Genomic DNA, 17,119 nt, shown 5'->3' with positions numbered 1-17,119 from the left:
ACGCTCGAGATGCCGCTCGAGGACCATTTCTACGGCGAGCGCTCCGGCACCTTCCGCTGCCCGTTCGGGCACCGCTGGAACGTCGGCCACAGCATCGAGAACGTGTCGACCGACGAAATGCAGAAGCGCTATACCGACGAGCTCAAGTGAGAGCCCGAGAGGCTGCGCCTGGGGTCAGACCGACCACTTCTCGATGAGCTTCTCGACGCCGAGCGAGTCGTAGCCCTCGAAGGGCTGGTGAATCCACGGATTGGTCTGCAGGAACTCGACCGAGTAGTCCGGCGTGAAGGTCGACAGCGCCTTGGTCCAGAGCACCGCGCTGCGCAGCTCGGTGATCGGCTTGTAGTTGCTCTTGAGCTGCTCCACCACGGCGTGCAGCGTGTGACCCGAATCCGCGAGGTCGTCGACCAGCAGCACCCTGCCCGCGATCTCGCCCTTGGGCGTGGTGATGAAACGCGCGATATCCAGGTGGCCCTGCACCGTGCCGGCGTCGGCGCGGTACGAACTGGTCGACATGATCGCCAGCGGCTTGTCGAAGATCCGCGACAGGACGTCGCCGGGCCGCAGGCCGCCGCGCGCCAGGCACAGGATGGTGTCGAACTGCCAGCCCGACTGGTGCACCTTGATCGCGAGCTTCTCGATCAGGTTGTGGTACTCGTCGTAGCTCACGTAGAGATGCTTGCCGTCTTCGGTCAACATGGTCATGGGTTTCCTGCAGGGAGTTGCGTTCAGTCAGCCAGGTAGGGATGCCGCATCATGATCGTGTGATCGCGATCGGGGCTGGTCGACACCATGTGGATCGGCACGCCCGTGACCTGCTCGATGCGCTGCAGGTACAGCCGCGCGTTGATCGGCAGCTTATCGTACTGGGTGACGCCAACCGTGCTGTCGCTCCAGCCTTCGAGCGTCTCGTAGACCGGCGTGCAGCGCTCGATCTCGTCGGCGCCCATCGGCAGGATGTCGGTGTACTCGCCGTCGAGCTGGTAGCCGGTGCAGAGCTTGAGTTCCTCGAGGCCGTCGAGCACGTCGAGCTTGGTGATGCACAGGCCGCTCAGGCCGTTCACCTGGGCCGAGCGCTTCAGCAGCGCGGCGTCGAACCAGCCGCAGCGGCGGCTGCGCCCGGTGGTCACGCCCTTCTCGGCGCCCACGTGGCTCAGGTGCCAGCCGACGGTGCCGGGCTTCTCCCAGTCGAGCTCGGTCGGGAACGGACCGCCGCCGACCCGCGTGCAGTAGGCCTTGGTGATGCCCAGCACGTAGTGCAGCATGCCGGGGCCGACACCCGACCCGGCCGCCGCATTGCCGGCCACGCAGTTGCTCGAGGTCACATAGGGATAGGTGCCGTGGTCGACGTCGAGCAGCGTGCCCTGGGCGCCTTCGAACAGCAGGTTGGCGCCGGCGCGGTTGGCGTCGTTGAGTTCGCGCGAGACGTCGGCCATCATCGGCTTCAGCAGTTCGGCATGCCGCATGGCCTCGTCGTAGACCGTGTCGAAATCGATCGCCGGCGCGCTCAGCACCTGGGTCAGCACATGGTTGTGCAGGTCGAGCAGCACGCGCAGCTTGGCGGCGAAGCGATCGGGGTGCTTGAGGTCCTGCACGCGCAGCGCACGGCGCGCGATCTTGTCCTCGTAGGCCGGGCCGATGCCGCGGCCGGTGGTGCCGATCTTCTCGATGCCGCCCTTCTCGCGGTAGGCCTCGCGGGCGATGTCGAGCGCCGCATGGAAAGGCAGGATCAGCGGGCAGGCCTCGCTGATGCGCAGCCGCGACCGGACCTCGACGCCGGCCTTCTCGAGGCCTTCGATCTCCTCGAACAGCTTGGCCRCCGACAGCACCACGCCATTGCCGATATAGCACTTGACGCCGGGCCGCATGATGCCGCTCGGGATCAGGTGCAGCGCGGTCTTGACGCCGTTGATGACCAACGTGTGCCCGGCATTGTGGCCGCCTTGGAAGCGCACCACGCCCTGCGCGCTCTCGGTCAGCCAGTCGACCAGTTTGCCTTTGCCTTCGTCGCCCCACTGGGTGCCGACGACGACCACGTTTCTTCCGGTGGTAACGCTCATGATGTCTCGCTTCTCAAGATTCAGATGGCTTGCACGCGCCATTGGCCGTCCTGCTGGACGAGCTCGCGGTCGCAATGAAATTCGTCGATTTCGCTGTCATGGCCCGGTAGCACGCAGACCACGGTCTCGCCATCGCGGCGCAATGCGGCGATGGCCTTGTTCAGGGCCTCGGCGTCGCTCCAGGGGGCGCGGATCGCCGCCCGCAGGGGCCGCGCCGGCAGCACCGACACAAGTTCGCGCAGGTCGAGGCTGAAGCCGACGGCCGGGCGGTTGCGGCCGAACACCGCGCCCACCTCGTCGTAGCGGCCGCCCCGCACCAGCGAATCGCTGGCGCCGTCGGTGTAGATGCCGAAGCGCATCCCGCTGTAGTAGGCATAGCCGCGCAGGTCGGCCAGGTCGAAGCTGACGCGCGCGCCCTCGACCCGGGCCGCGAGTTGCTTGAGGTCGGACAGCGCGGCGCGCAGGCCGGGGCTGTCGGGCAGCACGCGGGCCGCCTCGTCGAGCACGCGGGCATCGCCGTAGAGCTGCACCAGCGCCAGCAGGCCGTCGCGCGACGATGCCGGAAAGCCGGCCGTGAGCTCGCGCAGCGTGCTGGCGTCCTTGGCCACCAGCGCCGCGTGGACGCGCGCGATGGCGGCGGCATCGACCGGCACGCCGGCGAACAGCGAACGCACGATGCGGGCGTCGGCCAGGTCGACGATCACCGGCGACTGCGTGCGCCCGGTCACGCCCGCCGCCTGCAGGCAGTCGAGCGCCAGGCGCAGGATCTCAGTGTCGGCCTCGAGCCCGGCATGGCCGTAGATCTCGGCGCCGAACTGCAGCGGCTCGCGGGTGGCATGGGGGCGGTCGGGCCTGGTATGGACCACCGGGCCGCAGTAGCACAAGCGCGCCACGCCGGCCCGGTTGAGCAGGTGGGCATCGATGCGCGCGACCTGCGGCGTGGTGTCGGCGCGCAAGCCCATGCTGCGCCCCGACAGCTGGTCGACCAGCTTGAAGGTCTGCAGATCGAGCGCTTCGCCGGTACCGGACAAGAGGGATTCGAGATGCTCCAGCAGCGGCGGCATCACCAGCTCGTAGCCATAGCCACGGGCGGTGTCGAGCAGCTGACGTCGAAGTTCTTCGATGTGGCGCGCCTCGGAAGGCAGCACATCGGCAATGTGATCCGGGAGGACCCAGGCGGACATGGAGATCGGGGGCGTGGTTAAACCGGGATTCTACCGGGAGCGCGTCGGGCCGGCGCCGGCACCCCACGCAGCCAGGAAGCGTGGGGGCGAGCTCACCCCAGGAGCCAGAGCAAGATCAGGCCGAGAAGGATGCTGCACAGGCCGAAGAAGCGCAGCTGGCCGTCGCGCAGCTGCATCAGCTGCCCGAAGCCGCGGCGCCAGCCGCCCGGGGACAGGAAAGGCAGCAGGCCCTCGATCACGAGGACCAGGGCCAGCGCGTTCCAGAAGGTGTCGCCGTCCACGTGGCAGCCGAACCTGCTCAGCGACGCGGTGCGTTGCTGGTCGAACCCGATCCCTGCATCGCCCGGAAGAATTCCGACGACGGATCCAGCACCAGGACGTCGCTCTTCTTGTTGAAGCTCTGCTTGTAGGCGTCCAGGCTGCGGTAGAACAAGGCGAACTGCGGGTCGCGGCCGAAGGCCTCGGCGTAGATGCCGGCGGCACGGCCGTCGCCCTCGCCCTTGATCTTCTGCGCGTCGCGGTAGGCGTTGGCGACGATCACCTCGCGCTGGCGGTCGGCGTCGGCGCGGATCTTCTCGCCCTCGGCGAAACCGGTCGAGCGCAGCTCGTTGGCCACCCGTTTGCGCTCGGCCTCCATGCGGCGGTAGACCGATTCGGTGATCGCCTCGACATAGTCCACGCGCGTGATGCGGACGTCGACGATGTCCACGCCCCAGGGCTTGTTGGCCCCCTTCACCACGGCCAGCACCTCGCGCTGCACGTCGGCCATCACGGCATCGCGGCGCACCGAGATCAGGTCGCGCACGGTGCGCTTGTTGATGTTTTCCTGGAAGGCGTTGCGCACCACGCGGTTCAGCTGCACCGCGCCGGCGTTCTCGTCAAGGCCGACGTTGCGGATGTACTCCGACGGGTTGGTGATGCGCCAGCGCACGAACCAGTCGATCACCACGCGCTGCTTCTCGGCCGTCAGCATCGGTTCGGGATCGAGGCTGGACAGCGTCAGCAGCCGTTTGTCGATGTACGACACGTTCTGGAACGGCGGCGGCAGCTTGAAGTTGAGCCCGGGCTCGGTGATCACTTCCTTGATCTGGCCGAGGGCGTAGACGACGCCGAACTGGCGCTGGTCGACCACGAAGAGCGTGGAACTCAGCAGCGCGAGCGCCACCAGGACCGACGAGACGATGAATCCGATTCTGTTCATGGGGTTCTGGTCCTCAGCGCACGTCGCGGTCGCGTGAACGGCCGTCGCGGGCCCGGGCATCGCCGGCGGACGGCGCGGCCGGAATCACCGACGATTGCGGTGCCGCCGTGCCGGCGACGCCGGGGCTGGCGGCATCGGCCGGGGTGCCGGCGTTGGCACCCGCCTGCTGCATCAGCTTGTCGAGCGGCAGGTACAGCAGGTTCGAGTTCTGCTTGGAGTCGACCAGGATCTTGCTGGTGCTGCTGTAGATCTGCTGCATGGTGTCCGTGTACATGCGGTCGCGGGTCACCTGCGGCGCCTTCTGGTATTCGCTCAGCACCGAGCTGAAGCGCTGCGCATCGCCCTGTGCCTGGGCCACGATCCGGGCCTTGTAGGCTTCCGACTCTTCCTTCAAGCGGGAGCCGGTACCGGTGGCGCGCGGCACCACGTCGTTGGCGTAGGCCTGGGCCTCGTTCTTGGCGCGTTCGCGCTCCTGACCGGCCTTCAGGACGTCGTCGAAGGCCGCCTGCACCTGCTCGGGCGGGCGCACCCCGCCCTGCTGCAGGTTGATCGCGACGATCTCGACGCCGAGGTTGTAGCGGTCGAGGATGGTCTGCATCAGGCTGCGGACGCGCGGCGCGATCTGGTCGCGCTCATCGGCCAGCGCCGCGTCCATGCGCATCTTGCCGACCACTTCGCGGACCGCCGTCTCGGCCACCTGCACCACGGTCTCGGCTGGTGCCTTGCTCTCGAACAGGAAGGCACGGGCGTCGTTGAGCCGGTATTGCACCGCGAACTTGATCTCGACGATGTTCTCGTCTTCGGTCAGCATGGCCGATTCGCGCAGGCCGGTGGAGCGCACGATGGTGTCGCGGCCGACGTCGACCGAACGGATCTGCGAAGTCACCACGATCTCGTGGCGCTGGATCGGGTACGGCAGCCGCCAGTTGAAGCCGGCCCCCACGGTCGCCTTGTAGCGGCCGAACTGCGTGATCACGGCCTGCTGGCCTTCATTGACGATGAAGAAGCCGGTGCCGAGCCAGATCAGGACCGCGACCGCGGCAACCAGCCCGAGGCCGAATCCAGCATTCTTCATATCGGGCCGCATGCCGCCGCCATTGCCGCCCGGCGGGCGGTTGTCGCCGCCGCGCCCGCCGCCGAACAGGCCGCCAAGCTTGCGGTTGAAGTCGCGCCAGAGTTCGTCGAGATCGGGCGGCCCCTGGTTCGGGCCGCCCTGGCCCCGAGGCCGGTTGTTGTTGCCGGAAGGCGGCGGCGCCGGAGGCTCGCCGTCCGGACGGTTTGCGGCCGGGCGGTCGCCATTGGACGAGCCATCATCGCCCCGGCCCCAGCGACCATCGTTCAGGTTGAACATGGCCGGGAACCGTCTCCACACTGGCTTTGAATTCATTCGAGTCTGTTCTTTGGTCAGTGAAGTGGGATTGTGCACAATCTCAATCGGCCGCCTCGTGCAATTCGGCCCCGCCCTCCAAGGGCATGTCCTCGGCCAGCGACTCCGATCGCTGCGCCAATTCGGCCCGCAGCGTAGGGAGGCCCTCTGCGGTATGGGCGCTCAGGAAGATACGGGACACCTGCACGCCATCGATGTCGATTTCGTCCTGCAGGTGCAGGGGCCGTTGCGTGCTTTCAAGGGCATCCAGCTTGTTGAACACCAGCAGCTGCGGCACTTCGCCGGCACCGATGTCCCGCAGCACCGACTGGACCTCGGCCATCTGCTCGGGATGGTGCGGGTTCGAGGCGTCCACCACGTGCATCAGCAAGTCGGCGTCGACGGCCTCCTGCAGGGTTGCCTTGAAGGCGTCGATCAGCCCGTGCGGCAGGTCGCGGATGAAGCCCACCGTGTCGGAGATCGACACCTTCCGGCGGGCGTCGCCGAGGTAGAGCTGGCGCGTGGTGGTGTCCAATGTCGCGAACAGCTGGTCGGCCGCATAGGCGCGGGCCTTCACCAGGGCATTGAAAAGCGAAGACTTGCCGGCGTTGGTGTAGCCGACCAGCGAGATGTTGAAGGTGTCGCGCCGCTCGCGCTGCCGGCGCTGGGTGCCGCGCTGGCGCTGTACCTTGGCGAGCCGCTCGCGGGTCCGCTTGATGGCTTCGCCGATCATCCGGCGGTCGAGTTCGATCTGGGTCTCGCCCGGGCCGCCGCGGGTTCCGATGCCGCCGCGTTGGCGTTCCAAGTGGGACCAGCGCCGCACCAGCCGGGTGCTCAGGTACTGCAGCCGCGCCAGCTCGACCTGCAGCTTGCCCTCGTGCGAACGGGCGCGCTGGGCGAAGATCTCGAGAATCAGGAAGGTGCGGTCATACACCGCCACACCGAGTTGGCGCTCGAGGTTGCGCTGCTGGGCCGGGCTCAGCGACTGGTCGAACACCACTTCGCTGGCGCGATGCAGTTCGGCCAGTTCGCGGATCTCGTCGGCCTTGCCGCTGCCGACGAACAAGGCGGCGTCCGGGGCCTTGCGCTTGCAGACCAGGCGCGCGACAGGCTCCAGCCCGCCGGTCTGCGCGAGCAGGCCGAGTTCTTCGAGTTCGCCGTCGAAATGGGGCAACCCGAAATCCACGCCGACGAGAACGGCGGCGCCATCAATCCGGGGGATCAGTTCAGACAAGCGGAATCACATATGAAAAAGCGCGGCGGGTGAACCGCCCGCGCTTCGGGCCGATCAGGCGGCGGTGTCTTCGTTCTCGGCAGCCGAGAAGTTGACGGCCCGACCCGGCACGATGGTGGAGATGGCGTGCTTGTAGACCATCTGGGTCACCGTGTTGCGAAGCAACACGACGTACTGGTCGAAGGACTCGATCTGGCCTTGCAACTTGATGCCGTTGACCAGGTAGATCGAAACCGGCACGTGCTCGCGACGCAAGGTGTTCAGAAACGGGTCTTGAAGAAGCTGCCCTTTATTGCTCACGATATTCTCCGTGTTCAAGAGATGTTGTTGGACCGGTCACCTTAACACAGCGGTTCTGCGCCGCAGCAATTAAGTCCAATGGCCTTTGAAAAATAACGGCTCCGAAAGCTGGAACTTCCGCGCTCGACGCCGCTCATCGGCGCTCAATGGCCGCCAAGTCGCCGGCACCGGCGTTAGTCATCCTTGTCCGCATACGGATTGCTCGAGGTCTTGAGCTGGATCCGCAACGGCGTGCCGACGAGATCGAACTCCTTGCGGAAGCGCCCTTCGAGGAAACGCTTGTAGGCCTCCGTGACGTGCTCCAGCGAATTGCCGTGGATGATGATGATCGGCGGGTTCAAGCCGCCCTGGTGGGCGTAGCGCATCTTCGGGCGGAACATGCCCGAGCGCTTCGGCGCCTGGAATTGCACCGCCTCGAGCAGCAGGCGCGTCAGCACCGGCGTCGACATCTTGCGGGTGGCCGACTTGTGAGCCTGCACGATCGATTGCCAGACCGGGCCCAACCCCTGGCGCTTGATGGCCGAGATGAAATGCAGCGAGGCGAACTTCAGGAATGGCAGCCGGGTCTCGATCTGGCGCTGGATCTGCTCGCGCTGGTAGCTGTCGACCGCATCCCACTTGTTGATCGCGATCACCACCGCCCGGCCGCTCTCGAGGATGTAGCCGGCGATGTGGGCGTCCTGGTCGGTGACGCCCTGGGTGGCGTCCAGCAGCAGCAGCACGACGTTGGCCGATTCAATGGCCTGCAGCGTCTTGACCACCGAAAATTTCTCGATCGCCTCGAAGACCTTGCCCTTGCGGCGCAGGCCGGCAGTATCGATCAGCTCGAAGCGCTGGCCGTTGCGCTCGAAGGGGACCGAGATCGCGTCGCGCGTGGTGCCCGGCAGGTTGAAGGCGACCAGGCGCTCCTCGCCCAGCCAGGTATTGATCAGGGTCGACTTGCCGACGTTGGGGCGGCCCGCGACCGCCAGCTTGATCGGCTTGTTGGGATCCTCTTCGGCGTCTTCCTCGGGCTCGGGCAGCGCGAGCGGCTCGAGGGCGAGTTCGACCAGGTCGCGGATCCCCTGCCCGTGGGCCGCCGAGATGCCATGCACCTCGCCGAAGCCGAGCTCGTAGAAGTCGACCAGCCGGGTGCCGTCGTGCATGCCCTCGGCCTTGTTGGCCACCAGCACGCAGGGCTTGCCGAGCCGGCGCAGCTCGTTCGCGATGTCGTGGTCCTGGGCCGACAGCCCTTCCCGCGCATCGACCACGAAGATCACGACATCGGCCTCGGCAACGGCCTGCCGGGTCTGCTTGGCCATCTCCTTGAAGATGCCGCTGCCGGCGTCGGGCTCGAAGCCGCCGGTGTCGATGACGATGAACTCGTGCTTGCCGAGGCGGCCGTTGCCGTAGTGGCGGTCGCGCGTGAGGCCGGCGAAGTCGGCGACGATGGCGTCGCGCGTTTGCGTCAGGCGGTTGAACAGGGTCGACTTCCCGACGTTGGGACGCCCGACCAGTGCGATGACCGGCTTCATGGAAGGCGTCCTTTCACTCGATTACTCGGGCCGATAGCCGAACACGCCGCCATTGCGGGTGACGACCACGACCGTATTGCCGGCCAGGACCGGCGTCGACGCGATGGCCGAGCCATCAGGAGTGAGGCGGTTCAGCGGCTTGCCGTCGTCGCGCGAGAGCACGTGCACCAGGCCGGTGCTGTCGCCGAGGATCAGCGAGCGGCCGACCGCCAGCGGCGCCGTCAGGACGCGGTTCTTGAGCAGGTCGGCCTGCTGCCAGGCGCGCTCGCCGTCGGCCCGGCGCCAGGCCACCACGGCGCCATTGTCCTCGGCGCCGAAGACGAAGCGGTCGTCGCCGCCGAGGCCGTCGGCGCCCACCGCCGGCTTGGTCCAGAGCAATGCGCCGCGGCTAGTGTCGACACAGCCGACGCTGGCGAAATAGGCCCGCGTGCAGACCACGTCGCCCTGGCGGCTCACGGTGCCGGTCAGATCGACCAGGCGCTCGACGTCGTTGGTGCCGCGCGGCGCCGCGATCGGCGACTCCCAGCGCGACGAGCCGTTGGCCGGGTTGATGCCGACCAGCCGGCCGCCGACGCCGGCGATCAGGGTGTCGCCCACGGCCAGCAGCACGCCAGGCTTCTTCAGCACCAGATTTTCGGCGGTGCGCTGCTGCGACCACAGACGACGGCCGCTCTGGCCATCCCAGGCGCTGGTCGTGCGGTCGGCGGCCTGGACGAAGATACGGCGGCCTGCCACCAGCGGGGGCGTGTAGGCCTGGGCCGTGAGGCGCTCCTTCCAGAGCACCTTGCCGGCTTCGAGCGCCACCAGTTCGCTGTTGGCCGTGACCACCGCGACCGTTCGGCCGTCGCTGCCCACGCCGGCGGCCAGCGGTGCGCCGACCTTGGCGCGCCACACTTCGGTGCCGGCACGGGCGTCGATCACGACCACGGTGCCGTCGGCGCTGGCCACCGCGATCTGGTCGCCGTTGACCACGGTGGACAGTGGAAAGCTCACCTCCGGAATGCGAATGCTCCAGGCCTGCTTGATGCCCATCAGCGCCACGTTGGGCGGCAGCTCGGCGGGCTTCGGCCGCGCCGTGCCGGAACAGGCCGCCAGCGCGGCGATCAGTGCCGCGCAGGCCCCGAAGCGCAGGGCAGGCGCCAAAGTCAGATAACGCTTCAAATTCATGGTGTGGTCTTGGCTGGGGATGCAGCGCCGCCGGCCACCGGAGCCAGGCTCTTCGGGTCGACACCGACGGCGTTGAGCTTGATCTCGACCAGGCGGCGGTAGTCGGTGCCCGGTTCGAAGGCGGCCAGGGCCTTGAGGTACTCGGCCTTGGCCTCGTCTCGCTTGCCCTGCGTGAGGTAGATGTCGCCCTTGCGATCGGCGACCAGCGCATCGAATTCCTTCGGCACGCCGCCCGAGAGCGCCTTCAGGGCCTCGTCGTACTGCTTGGCCTCGAGCAGCTCGCCTGCCAGCCGAAGCTTGGCGACCGCCTGGTAGCCCGGATCAACCGCGTGTTCCGAGACCCAGGCCAGCGCAGCGCGCGAGCCGTCGGCATTGCCCTTGTCGTACAGGGCCCGCGCCGCCAGCAGGCCCGCCTGCTGGGCGTAGGCGGTGCCTGCGAACTTGTCCTTCATGTCGGCCAGCGCGCGCTCGATGCGGGCGGTGTCGCCAGCCTGCGCACTGCGTTCGACCTCGTCATAGAGCGCCGAGGCCTGCAATGCCTTGGTGCGTTGGAAATACTGCCAGCCGTTCCAGGCCACGAAGGCACCGGCCGCGAGCAGCACGACCCAGGTGATCAAGGTGCCGTAGGTATTCCAGAAATGCTTGAGCTGGTCGAGCTGTTCCTGTTCTTCGAGGTCGAGATGGGTGGCCATGCGCTATGAGTTGTTGGGAGCCGAGGATTGTAGGGTGGCGGCCCAGGCGGCCAGATCGGCCAGCGGCCGGGTGGTCTGCGCGCCGCTTCCGTCGCGCAGCGCCTTGACCGTGACTTCGCCCCGGGCCAGCTCGTCGGCACCGAAGACCAGCGCATGCGCGGCACCGCTGGCGTCGGCCTTCTTGAACTGCGACTTGAAGCTGCCGAGGCCGTCGGCCGTGGCGGCGTGCATCTGGGCCCGCAGACCGGCGTCGCGCAATTGCTGCAGGGTGCGCAGCGCCACCGGCATCGCCGCCGCGTCGGGCACCACCGCGTAGACATCGGGCACCGGCAGCGGGATCTGCGTGCCCTGCTCCTTCACGAGCTCAAGCACGCGTTCGACGCCGAGCGCCCAGCCGACCGCCGGCGCCGCCTTGCCGCCGATCTGCACGATCAGGTCGTCGTATCGGCCGCCCGCGCAGACCGTGCCCTGCGAGCCGAGCCGGTCGGTCACGAACTCGAACACGCTGAGGTTGTAGTAGTCCAGGCCGCGAACCAGGCGCGGGTTGATCGTGTAGCCGATCCCGTTGGAATCGAGGATCGCGCGCAGGCCGTTGAAATGCGCCAGCGACTCCGCGCCCAGGAAATCCATCAGCTTCGGCGCCGATTCGACGACTTCCTTCATGGCCGGGTTTTTGGTGTCGAGGATGCGCAGCGGATTGCTGTGCAGTCGGCGCTTGCCGTCCTCGTCGAGTTGGTCGGCGTGCTGCTCGAAATGCGCGATCAGCTGCGTGCGGTGCAGCGCCCGCTCGGCCGGCTGGCCCAGGCTGTTGAGCTCGAGCCGCACGTCGGTGAGGCCCAGCGCCTTCCAGAGCGCGCCGGCGAGCAGGATCAGCTCGGCATCGACGTCGGGGCCGGCGAAGCCCAGCGCCTCGGCACCGATCTGGTGGAACTGACGGTAGCGCCCGCGCTGCGGCCGCTCGTGGCGGAACATCGGGCCCATGTACCAGAGTCGCTTGCCGCCGTCGTAAAGCAGCGAATGCTCGGTCACCGCGCGCACCACGCTGGCGGTGTTCTCCGGCCGCAGCGTCAGCGCCTCGCCGTTGAGCTTGTCCTCGAACGAGTACATCTCCTTTTCGACGATGTCGGTGACCTCGCCGATGCCGCGCACGAACAAGGCCGTCTGCTCGAGGATCGGCGTGCGGATGTTGCGGTACGCATAGCGCCCCATCAGGTCCCGCACGATGGCTTCGAGCCATTCCCAGCGCGCCGAATCGGGCGGCAAAATGTCGTTCATGCCTTTGACGGCACTGATTTTTTCAGCCATGGATGGAGCTCAGGCGACCTCGGAAGCGATGCCGCTGCCGAAGCGTTTTTGAATGTAGGTTTCGACCAGCTGGTGGAATTCGTTGGCGATGTTGTCGCCGCGCAGCGTGAGAGCCTTTTGGCCGTCGATGAAGACCGGCGCGGCCTGTGCCTCGCCGGTGCCGGGCAGGCTGATGCCGATGTCGGCATGCTTGCTCTCGCCCGGCCCGTTGACGATGCAGCCCATGACGGCCACCTTCATCGTCTCGACGCCCGGATATTTGGTGCGCCAGACCGGCATCTGCATGCGCAGGTAGTCGTCGATCTGCTTGGCCAGCTCCTGGAAGGTGGTGCTGGTGGTACGGCCGCAGCCCGGGCAGGCGGTGACGCTCGGCACGAACACGCGCAGCCCCAGCGCCTGCAGGATCTCGTTGGCGATCAGCACCTCCTGGGTGCGCGATTCGCCGGGCTGCGGGGTGAGCGAGACACGGATCGTGTCGCCGATGCCTTCCTGCAGCAGGATCGACAGTGCGGTTGCCGAGGCCACCGTGCCCTTGGTGCCCATGCCGGCTTCGGTCAGGCCCAGATGCAGCGTGTAGTCGCAGCGCCGCGCCAGTTCGCGATAGACCGAGATCAGGTCCTGCACGCCGCTCACCTTGCAGCTCAGGATGATCTGGTTGCCGGCCATGCCCATCGATTCGGCAAGCTTCGCGGAATCGATCGCCGAGGTGACCAGCGCCTCGTACATCACCGACTTGGCATCCCAGGGTTCAGCGCGGGCGCTGTTGACATCCATCAGGCTGGCCAGCAGTTCCTGGTCGAGGCTGCCCCAGTTGACGCCGATGCGCACCGGCTTGTTCCAGCGCATCGCGGCGTCGATCATCTGGCCGAACTGCTTGTCCTTCTTGTCGCCCTTGCCCACGTTGCCGGGGTTGATCCGGTACTTGCTGAGCGCCTCGGCGCAGGCCGGATAGTCGGTCAGCAGGCGGTGGCCGTTGTAGTGGAAGTCGCCGATCAGCGGCACGTCGACGCCCATGCGGTCGAGCTGTTCGCGGATGAAGGGCACCTGCGCCGCGGCCTCCGGCGTATTGACCGTGATGCGGACCATCTCGGAGCCGGCGAGCGCCAGTTCCTTGACCTGGATCGCGGTGCCGATGGCGTCGACGGTGTCGGTGTTGGTCATCGACTGGACGCGCACCGGCGCGTCGCCGCCGACGGTGACCGTGCGCGGCCCCCAGACCACGCGGGCCTGCTGCGAGCGGCGCGGCCGGGGCGCGGCGGGTTCGATCGGCAGGCAGCCGAAAGGGTTCGAGGCATCGGTCATGGACAAAGCTCCGATCAGGGTTTGACTTCGAAGCGTGCCACGCCGCCGGCACGCGCGAGCGGCTTGAGGTCGAAGGCCTCCCCGCGCACCCGCACATCGACCGCCGACGCCCGCCCGATCACGACCTGCATCGGCAAGGCCCCCGTCAGCCCGACGGTTTCGCCGGCCTTGACCGAGCGTCGAATCAATTGCTTGCCGCCGGCCTCGGTCACCGTGATCCAGGACTCGTCGCGGGCGACGAAGACGATCAGGTCGTTGCCCGCGGCCGGCGCTTCCGCCGCTGCCACGGCTTCGGCCGGAGGGGCCGGCGGCGGCAGGACCGGCGTTGCATTGGGCGCGGCCGAGGGCTCGACCGCCATGCCGGCCGGTGCCGGCGCTTCGGTGGATGCCATGATGGGCGTCGGAGCGCCCGGTTCGCTGTGGCTCAGGCGCGAAAAGACCGCGCCGACCTGGTCGAAGGCCGATTGCGGCAACCAGAACAGCACCGCGGCCCCGAGCAGCAGCAGCACGACCACGATCAGCAAGGCGCGCGACGGCAAGCCGCTGCCTGCCCCGCMGGAACGCGGCGCCGCCGACTTGAGGTTCTTGCTCATGGTGCGATCGGCATCCGCCAATCCGGGCCGCTGCGCGCCCGGCAGCTTGGCCAGTACCGGGGTCGGATCGATCCTGAGCGCCCGGCACACGCTGGCGGCCAGCGCACGCGCGAACACCGCGTCGGGCAGGGCCTCGATGTCGTCGGCCTCGAGTGCGGCCAGTTTCTGCGGCGACACCTTGAGCGCCGCCGCCACCATGTCGATGTGCAGGCCGTGGGCTTCCCGCGCCTCGCGCAGCATGTCGCCGGCCGTCATGTTCGTGCTGTCGCCACCGACCAGGGGTACCGCAGCCGAAGCCCCGAATTCACTCGCTCGCTCAATCATTGAAATTTCCGCGCTCGTACGCAATCGCCTCCCGCGACTGGGGGAAGCGCCGTTGCAACTGGGACGCCAGCTGCGCCGTCGCCTCGCGGTTGTTGAGCTGGCGTTCGATCTTGATGCCGAGCCACAGGGTCTCGGCACTGGCCGACGGGCTGTTATTGACGCGGCGGATGTAGAACTGCGCCCGCTGCCAATCGTTGCGCTGGACCAGGATCGACGCCAGGTTGTAGCCAATCACCGGATTGCCGGCGTCGATCTCATAGGCCTGCATCAGGCTGCGCTCGGCTTCGGCTCGCTGTCCGGCCTTCAGCTGGCAGACGCCCTGCGTCATCAGTGTCTTGGCCCGGTCCGTGTAATTGGGCACGGCGAGCGCGGCACTGAACTGCTGCTGGGCGTCGGCGAAGCGGTTCTGCTGGCACAGCAGCCAGCCGTAGTTGTGCAGCACGTTGGGTTCGCGCGGATCGAGCGCGATCGCGCGGCGGAAGCTGTCTTCGGCCTGTGCAGGGTCGTCGAGGCGCATGTAGACCAGGCCGCGCAGGTTGTAGGCGTCGGCGAAATTCGGGTCCGCCGCCAGCGCCTGCTTGATCTCGTCGAGCGCGACCGTGGTCTGGCCCTGCTGGAAATAGCCGACCGCCAGTTCGATGCGCAGCTTGGCGCGCTTGCGCCCATTGCTCTCGTCGGAGTCGGTCACGATGGCCGCTTCCTTGTTGGCCGAAGTCTGCCGCACGCCATTCCGGGTGTTGATGCAGCCTGCCAGCAGGAAGGCTGCAGCGAGGCCGCAGGACACCTGCAGCACCAGCGTGCGTGCATTCGAAAAGGCCTTGCTCATCGGATCATTGCTCCTCGGCAGTGGGGGTGTTGGCCTTGCGAGAGGCCGGATGCAGGATCACGGTGCGCCGCTGCGCCATGCGCTCGGCCGCATGGGTGCGGTCCTTGACGTCGCCGGCCAGCTGCCCGCAGGCGGCATCGATGTCGTCGCCGCGCGTCTTGCGCACCGTGGTGACGATGCCCGCCTCGCTCAGCACCTTGGCGAAGGCCAGCACTCGTGGCTGCGGCGAACGCAACAGGCCCGACGCCGGAAAGGGATTGAAGGGAATCAGATTGAACTTGCAGGACACGCCGGACGAGCGCACCAGTTCGAGCAACTGCCGCGCATGCTCGGGCTGGTCGTTGACGCCGTCGAGCATGCAGTACTCGAAGGTGATGAAGTCGCGCGGTGCATGCGCGAGGTAGCGCTTGCAGGCTTCGAGCAGTTCGGCGATCGGATACTTGCGGTTGAGCGGCACCAGGTCGTCGCGCAGCGCATCGTTGGGCGCGTGCAGCGAGACCGCGAGCGCCACCGGGCAATCGCCGCCGAGCCGATCGATCATCGGCACCACGCCGGAGGTCGACACCGTCACGCGACGGCGCGACAGGCCATAGGCGTTGTCGTCGAGCATGGTGTGCAGCGCCGGTACCAGCGCCGCGTAGTTCTGCAGCGGCTCGCCCATTCCCATCATCACGACGTTGGAGATCACGCGCTCGGCGCGGCCCAGGTGCTTGCGCAGGAAATGCTCGGCGAACCAGAGCTGGGCGGTGATCTCCGCGGTGCTCAGGTTGCGGCTGAAACCCTGGTGGCCGGTCGAGCAGAAGCGGCAGCCGACGGCACATCCGGCCTGCGACGACACGCACAGCGTGCCGCGGTCGTCCTCGGGTATGAACACGGCCTCGACCGCATTGCCGTCACCGACATCGAACAGCCACTTGATGGTGCCGTCGGCGGACTCGTGCTGCGTGATGACCGGCAGCGCCGCGATCCGGGCGGTGGTCGCGAGCTTCTCGCGCAGCGACTTCGCCAGGTCGGTCATCTGCGCGAAATCGCTAGCGCCCCGCTGGTGGATCCAGCGGAACAGTTGCGTCGCGCGGAAACGCTTCTCTCCCAGCCGTTCGCAGAATGCGGCCAATCCCTCCAGATCGAAGTCGAGCAGGTTGGCCGTGGTCATTGCGTCAGGCGGGGTAAACCTCAGCGGGCGTAGACGTTCAGGCCGGCGAAGAAGAACGCGATCTCGACCTGGGCCGTCTCGGCCGCGTCGGAGCCGTGCACCGCGTTGGCATCAATGCTGTCGGCGAAGTCGGCGCGGATGGTGCCGGGAGCGGCCTTCTTGGGGTCGGTGGCGCCCATCAGGTCACGGTTCTTGGCGATGGCGTTGTCGCCCTCGAGCACTTGCACGAACACCGGGCCGGAGATCATGAACTCGACCAGGTCCTTGAAGAAGGGGCGCTCCTTGTGCACGGCATAGAACTGCTCGGCTTCGCTGCGCGACAGGTGGATCAACTTGGCGGCCACGATCTTGAGGCCGGCGGCCTCGAAGCGGGAGACGATCTTGCCGATGACGTTCTTGGCGACGGCGTCGGGCTTGATGATGGAGAGGGTGCGTTCGATGGCCATTGAAATGATTTCCTGAGAGCTTGAATCTGAATGAGTTCCACCAAGACCGCAACATGCGGGTTGCAAGCCTTGACAAAGCCTCTGATTTTAACCGGCGCGAGAGGGTTGCCTCGCCATCGGCGACCGAAAGGCCGTGCCGGGGCGCCGAAAATCAGCGGCCTCGGCGGCGCCCGCCGCCCGACCCGCCGAAGTTTCCGCCGCCGCCTCCACTACCACCACCGGGGCCGCCACGGCGCGGGCCTTGGCGCTGCTCCTTGCGCTGGCGCGAGAAGCTGTCGGTGCCGATGTAGCCGAGCGATGTCTTCATCGGATCGGGTTGGTTGGCGCCACCGGGCGCGCGATCCTCGCCCTGGCGATTGCGCCCCTGCCCCTGCCCCTGCCCCTGCGGGCCGGGCCCCTGCCCCTGCCGGTCGCCGCGGCTGTTGCGGCGCCCCTGGGGCGGCCCCTTGCCG

18 protein-coding genes and 1 pseudogene are annotated in these 17,119 nt (G+C 67.5%); 1 reads left to right on the top strand and 18 read right to left on the bottom strand.

Translation table 11 applies throughout. The features are described from left to right. Positions 1–150, top strand: a 150-nt coding sequence (locus AC1DY5_RS14675; RefSeq protein ID WP_478112380.1) for a VOC family protein, incomplete at its 5' end; no start/stop codon positions are given. Positions 151–174: 24 nt separating this feature from the next. On the opposite strand, the gene AC1DY5_RS14670 is transcribed toward AC1DY5_RS14675, so the two are convergent. The 18 genes and pseudogenes from AC1DY5_RS14670 to AC1DY5_RS14585 all read right to left on the bottom strand — a co-directional run. Then, positions 175–699 (bottom strand): phosphoribosyltransferase, encoded by a 525-nt coding sequence (locus AC1DY5_RS14670; RefSeq protein WP_478112378.1) that lies wholly within the window; start codon positions 697–699, stop codon positions 175–177. 29 nt (positions 700–728) lie between these two features. After that, positions 729–2,060 carry an adenylosuccinate synthase gene (locus AC1DY5_RS14665; protein ID WP_478112376.1) on the bottom strand — a complete coding sequence of 444 codons (1,332 nt, stop codon included), beginning with the start codon at positions 2,058–2,060 and terminating at the stop codon, positions 729–731. Positions 2,061–2,080: 20 nt separating this feature from the next. Further along, positions 2,081–3,244 carry an ATP phosphoribosyltransferase regulatory subunit gene (locus AC1DY5_RS14660; RefSeq protein ID WP_478112375.1) on the bottom strand — a complete coding sequence of 388 codons (1,164 nt, stop codon included), beginning with the start codon at positions 3,242–3,244 and terminating at the stop codon, positions 2,081–2,083. 92 nt (positions 3,245–3,336) lie between these two features. Further along, positions 3,337–3,525 (bottom strand): DUF2065 domain-containing protein, encoded by a 189-nt coding sequence (locus AC1DY5_RS14655; RefSeq protein WP_478112373.1) that lies wholly within the window; start codon positions 3,523–3,525, stop codon positions 3,337–3,339. Positions 3,526–3,542: 17 nt separating this feature from the next. Next, positions 3,543–4,445, bottom strand: a complete 903-nt coding sequence (hflC, locus tag AC1DY5_RS14650) for a protease modulator HflC (protein WP_478112372.1) — start codon at positions 4,443–4,445, stop codon at positions 3,543–3,545. A 13-nt stretch (positions 4,446–4,458) separates the two neighbouring features. Then, positions 4,459–5,796: an FtsH protease activity modulator HflK gene (gene hflK / locus AC1DY5_RS14645; RefSeq protein ID WP_478112370.1), complete on the bottom strand. Its 1,338-nt coding sequence runs from the start codon at positions 5,794–5,796 to the stop codon at positions 4,459–4,461. 79 nt (positions 5,797–5,875) lie between these two features. Next, on the bottom strand, positions 5,876–7,045 hold the full coding sequence (hflX, locus tag AC1DY5_RS14640) for a GTPase HflX (protein ID WP_478112368.1): 1,170 nt from the start codon (positions 7,043–7,045) through the stop codon (positions 5,876–5,878). Positions 7,046–7,099: 54 nt separating this feature from the next. Then, positions 7,100–7,345, bottom strand: coding sequence for an RNA chaperone Hfq (hfq, locus tag AC1DY5_RS14635; RefSeq protein ID WP_478112366.1), 246 nt, complete (start codon positions 7,343–7,345; stop codon positions 7,100–7,102). Positions 7,346–7,518: 173 nt separating this feature from the next. After that, complete coding sequence (gene der, locus AC1DY5_RS14630; protein ID WP_478112365.1) at positions 7,519–8,859, bottom strand: ribosome biogenesis GTPase Der; 1,341 nt, start codon at positions 8,857–8,859, stop codon at positions 7,519–7,521. Positions 8,860–8,880: 21 nt separating this feature from the next. After that, a complete protein-coding gene (gene bamB, locus AC1DY5_RS14625; protein WP_478112363.1) occupies positions 8,881–10,026 on the bottom strand; it encodes an outer membrane protein assembly factor BamB in 1,146 nt (381 codons plus the stop codon). Further along, complete coding sequence (locus AC1DY5_RS14620; protein WP_478112361.1) at positions 10,023–10,718, bottom strand: YfgM family protein; 696 nt, start codon at positions 10,716–10,718, stop codon at positions 10,023–10,025. The genes bamB and AC1DY5_RS14620 overlap by 4 nt, the downstream gene beginning before the upstream one ends. A 3-nt stretch (positions 10,719–10,721) precedes the next feature. Then, on the bottom strand, positions 10,722–12,023 hold the full coding sequence (hisS, locus tag AC1DY5_RS14615; RefSeq protein WP_478112359.1) for a histidine--tRNA ligase: 1,302 nt from the start codon (positions 12,021–12,023) through the stop codon (positions 10,722–10,724). Positions 12,024–12,032: 9 nt separating this feature from the next. Beyond that, positions 12,033–13,325 (bottom strand): flavodoxin-dependent (E)-4-hydroxy-3-methylbut-2-enyl-diphosphate synthase, encoded by a 1,293-nt coding sequence (gene ispG, locus AC1DY5_RS14610; RefSeq protein WP_478112357.1) that lies wholly within the window; start codon positions 13,323–13,325, stop codon positions 12,033–12,035. 14 nt (positions 13,326–13,339) lie between these two features. Continuing rightward, positions 13,340–14,242, bottom strand: a complete 903-nt coding sequence (locus tag AC1DY5_RS14605; protein ID WP_478112356.1) for a helix-turn-helix domain-containing protein — start codon at positions 14,240–14,242, stop codon at positions 13,340–13,342. Further along, the gene (gene pilW / locus AC1DY5_RS14600) at positions 14,235–15,068 is read right to left on the bottom strand and encodes a type IV pilus biogenesis/stability protein PilW (RefSeq protein WP_478112354.1); all 834 of its coding nucleotides are present in this window, start codon (positions 15,066–15,068) and stop codon (positions 14,235–14,237) included. The genes AC1DY5_RS14605 and pilW overlap by 8 nt, the downstream gene beginning before the upstream one ends. Positions 15,069–15,072: 4 nt before the next feature. Then, entirely contained in the window at positions 15,073–16,221 is a 1,149-nt protein-coding gene (rlmN, locus tag AC1DY5_RS14595; protein WP_478112352.1) for a dual-specificity RNA methyltransferase RlmN, read from the bottom strand. A gap of 20 nt (positions 16,222–16,241) precedes the next feature. Further along, on the bottom strand, positions 16,242–16,667 hold the full coding sequence (ndk, locus tag AC1DY5_RS14590) for a nucleoside-diphosphate kinase (protein WP_478112350.1): 426 nt from the start codon (positions 16,665–16,667) through the stop codon (positions 16,242–16,244). Between the two features lie 151 nt (positions 16,668–16,818). After that, positions 16,819–17,119: pseudogene (locus tag AC1DY5_RS14585) on the bottom strand (pseudouridine synthase); the annotation flags it as partial.

The organism is Variovorax sp. P4_D9, assembly GCF_056401695.1.
This window is presented reverse-complemented; position numbering and strand designations above follow the sequence as displayed.

Excerpts from the sequence above, each read along its gene's own strand:
- AC1DY5_RS14670 (WP_478112378.1), bottom strand. The coding sequence starts at position 699 with ATGTTGACCGAAGACGGCAAGCATCTCTACGTGAGCTACGACGAGTAC.
- AC1DY5_RS14660 (WP_478112375.1), bottom strand. The coding sequence starts at position 3,244 with ATGTCCGCCTGGGTCCTCCCGGATCACATTGCCGATGTGCTGCCTTCC.
- hflC (WP_478112372.1), bottom strand. The coding sequence starts at position 4,445 with ATGAACAGAATCGGATTCATCGTCTCGTCGGTCCTGGTGGCGCTCGCG.
- hflK (WP_478112370.1), bottom strand. The coding sequence starts at position 5,796 with ATGTTCAACCTGAACGATGGTCGCTGGGGCCGGGGCGATGATGGCTCG.
- der (WP_478112365.1), bottom strand. The coding sequence starts at position 8,859 with ATGAAGCCGGTCATCGCACTGGTCGGGCGTCCCAACGTCGGGAAGTCG.
- bamB (WP_478112363.1), bottom strand. The coding sequence starts at position 10,026 with ATGAATTTGAAGCGTTATCTGACTTTGGCGCCTGCCCTGCGCTTCGGG.
- AC1DY5_RS14620 (WP_478112361.1), bottom strand. The coding sequence starts at position 10,718 with ATGGCCACCCATCTCGACCTCGAAGAACAGGAACAGCTCGACCAGCTC.
- hisS (WP_478112359.1), bottom strand. The coding sequence starts at position 12,023 with ATGGCTGAAAAAATCAGTGCCGTCAAAGGCATGAACGACATTTTGCCG.
- ispG (WP_478112357.1), bottom strand. The coding sequence starts at position 13,325 with ATGACCGATGCCTCGAACCCTTTCGGCTGCCTGCCGATCGAACCCGCC.
- pilW (WP_478112354.1), bottom strand. The coding sequence starts at position 15,068 with ATGAGCAAGGCCTTTTCGAATGCACGCACGCTGGTGCTGCAGGTGTCC.
- rlmN (WP_478112352.1), bottom strand. The coding sequence starts at position 16,221 with ATGACCACGGCCAACCTGCTCGACTTCGATCTGGAGGGATTGGCCGCA.
- ndk (WP_478112350.1), bottom strand. The coding sequence starts at position 16,667 with ATGGCCATCGAACGCACCCTCTCCATCATCAAGCCCGACGCCGTCGCC.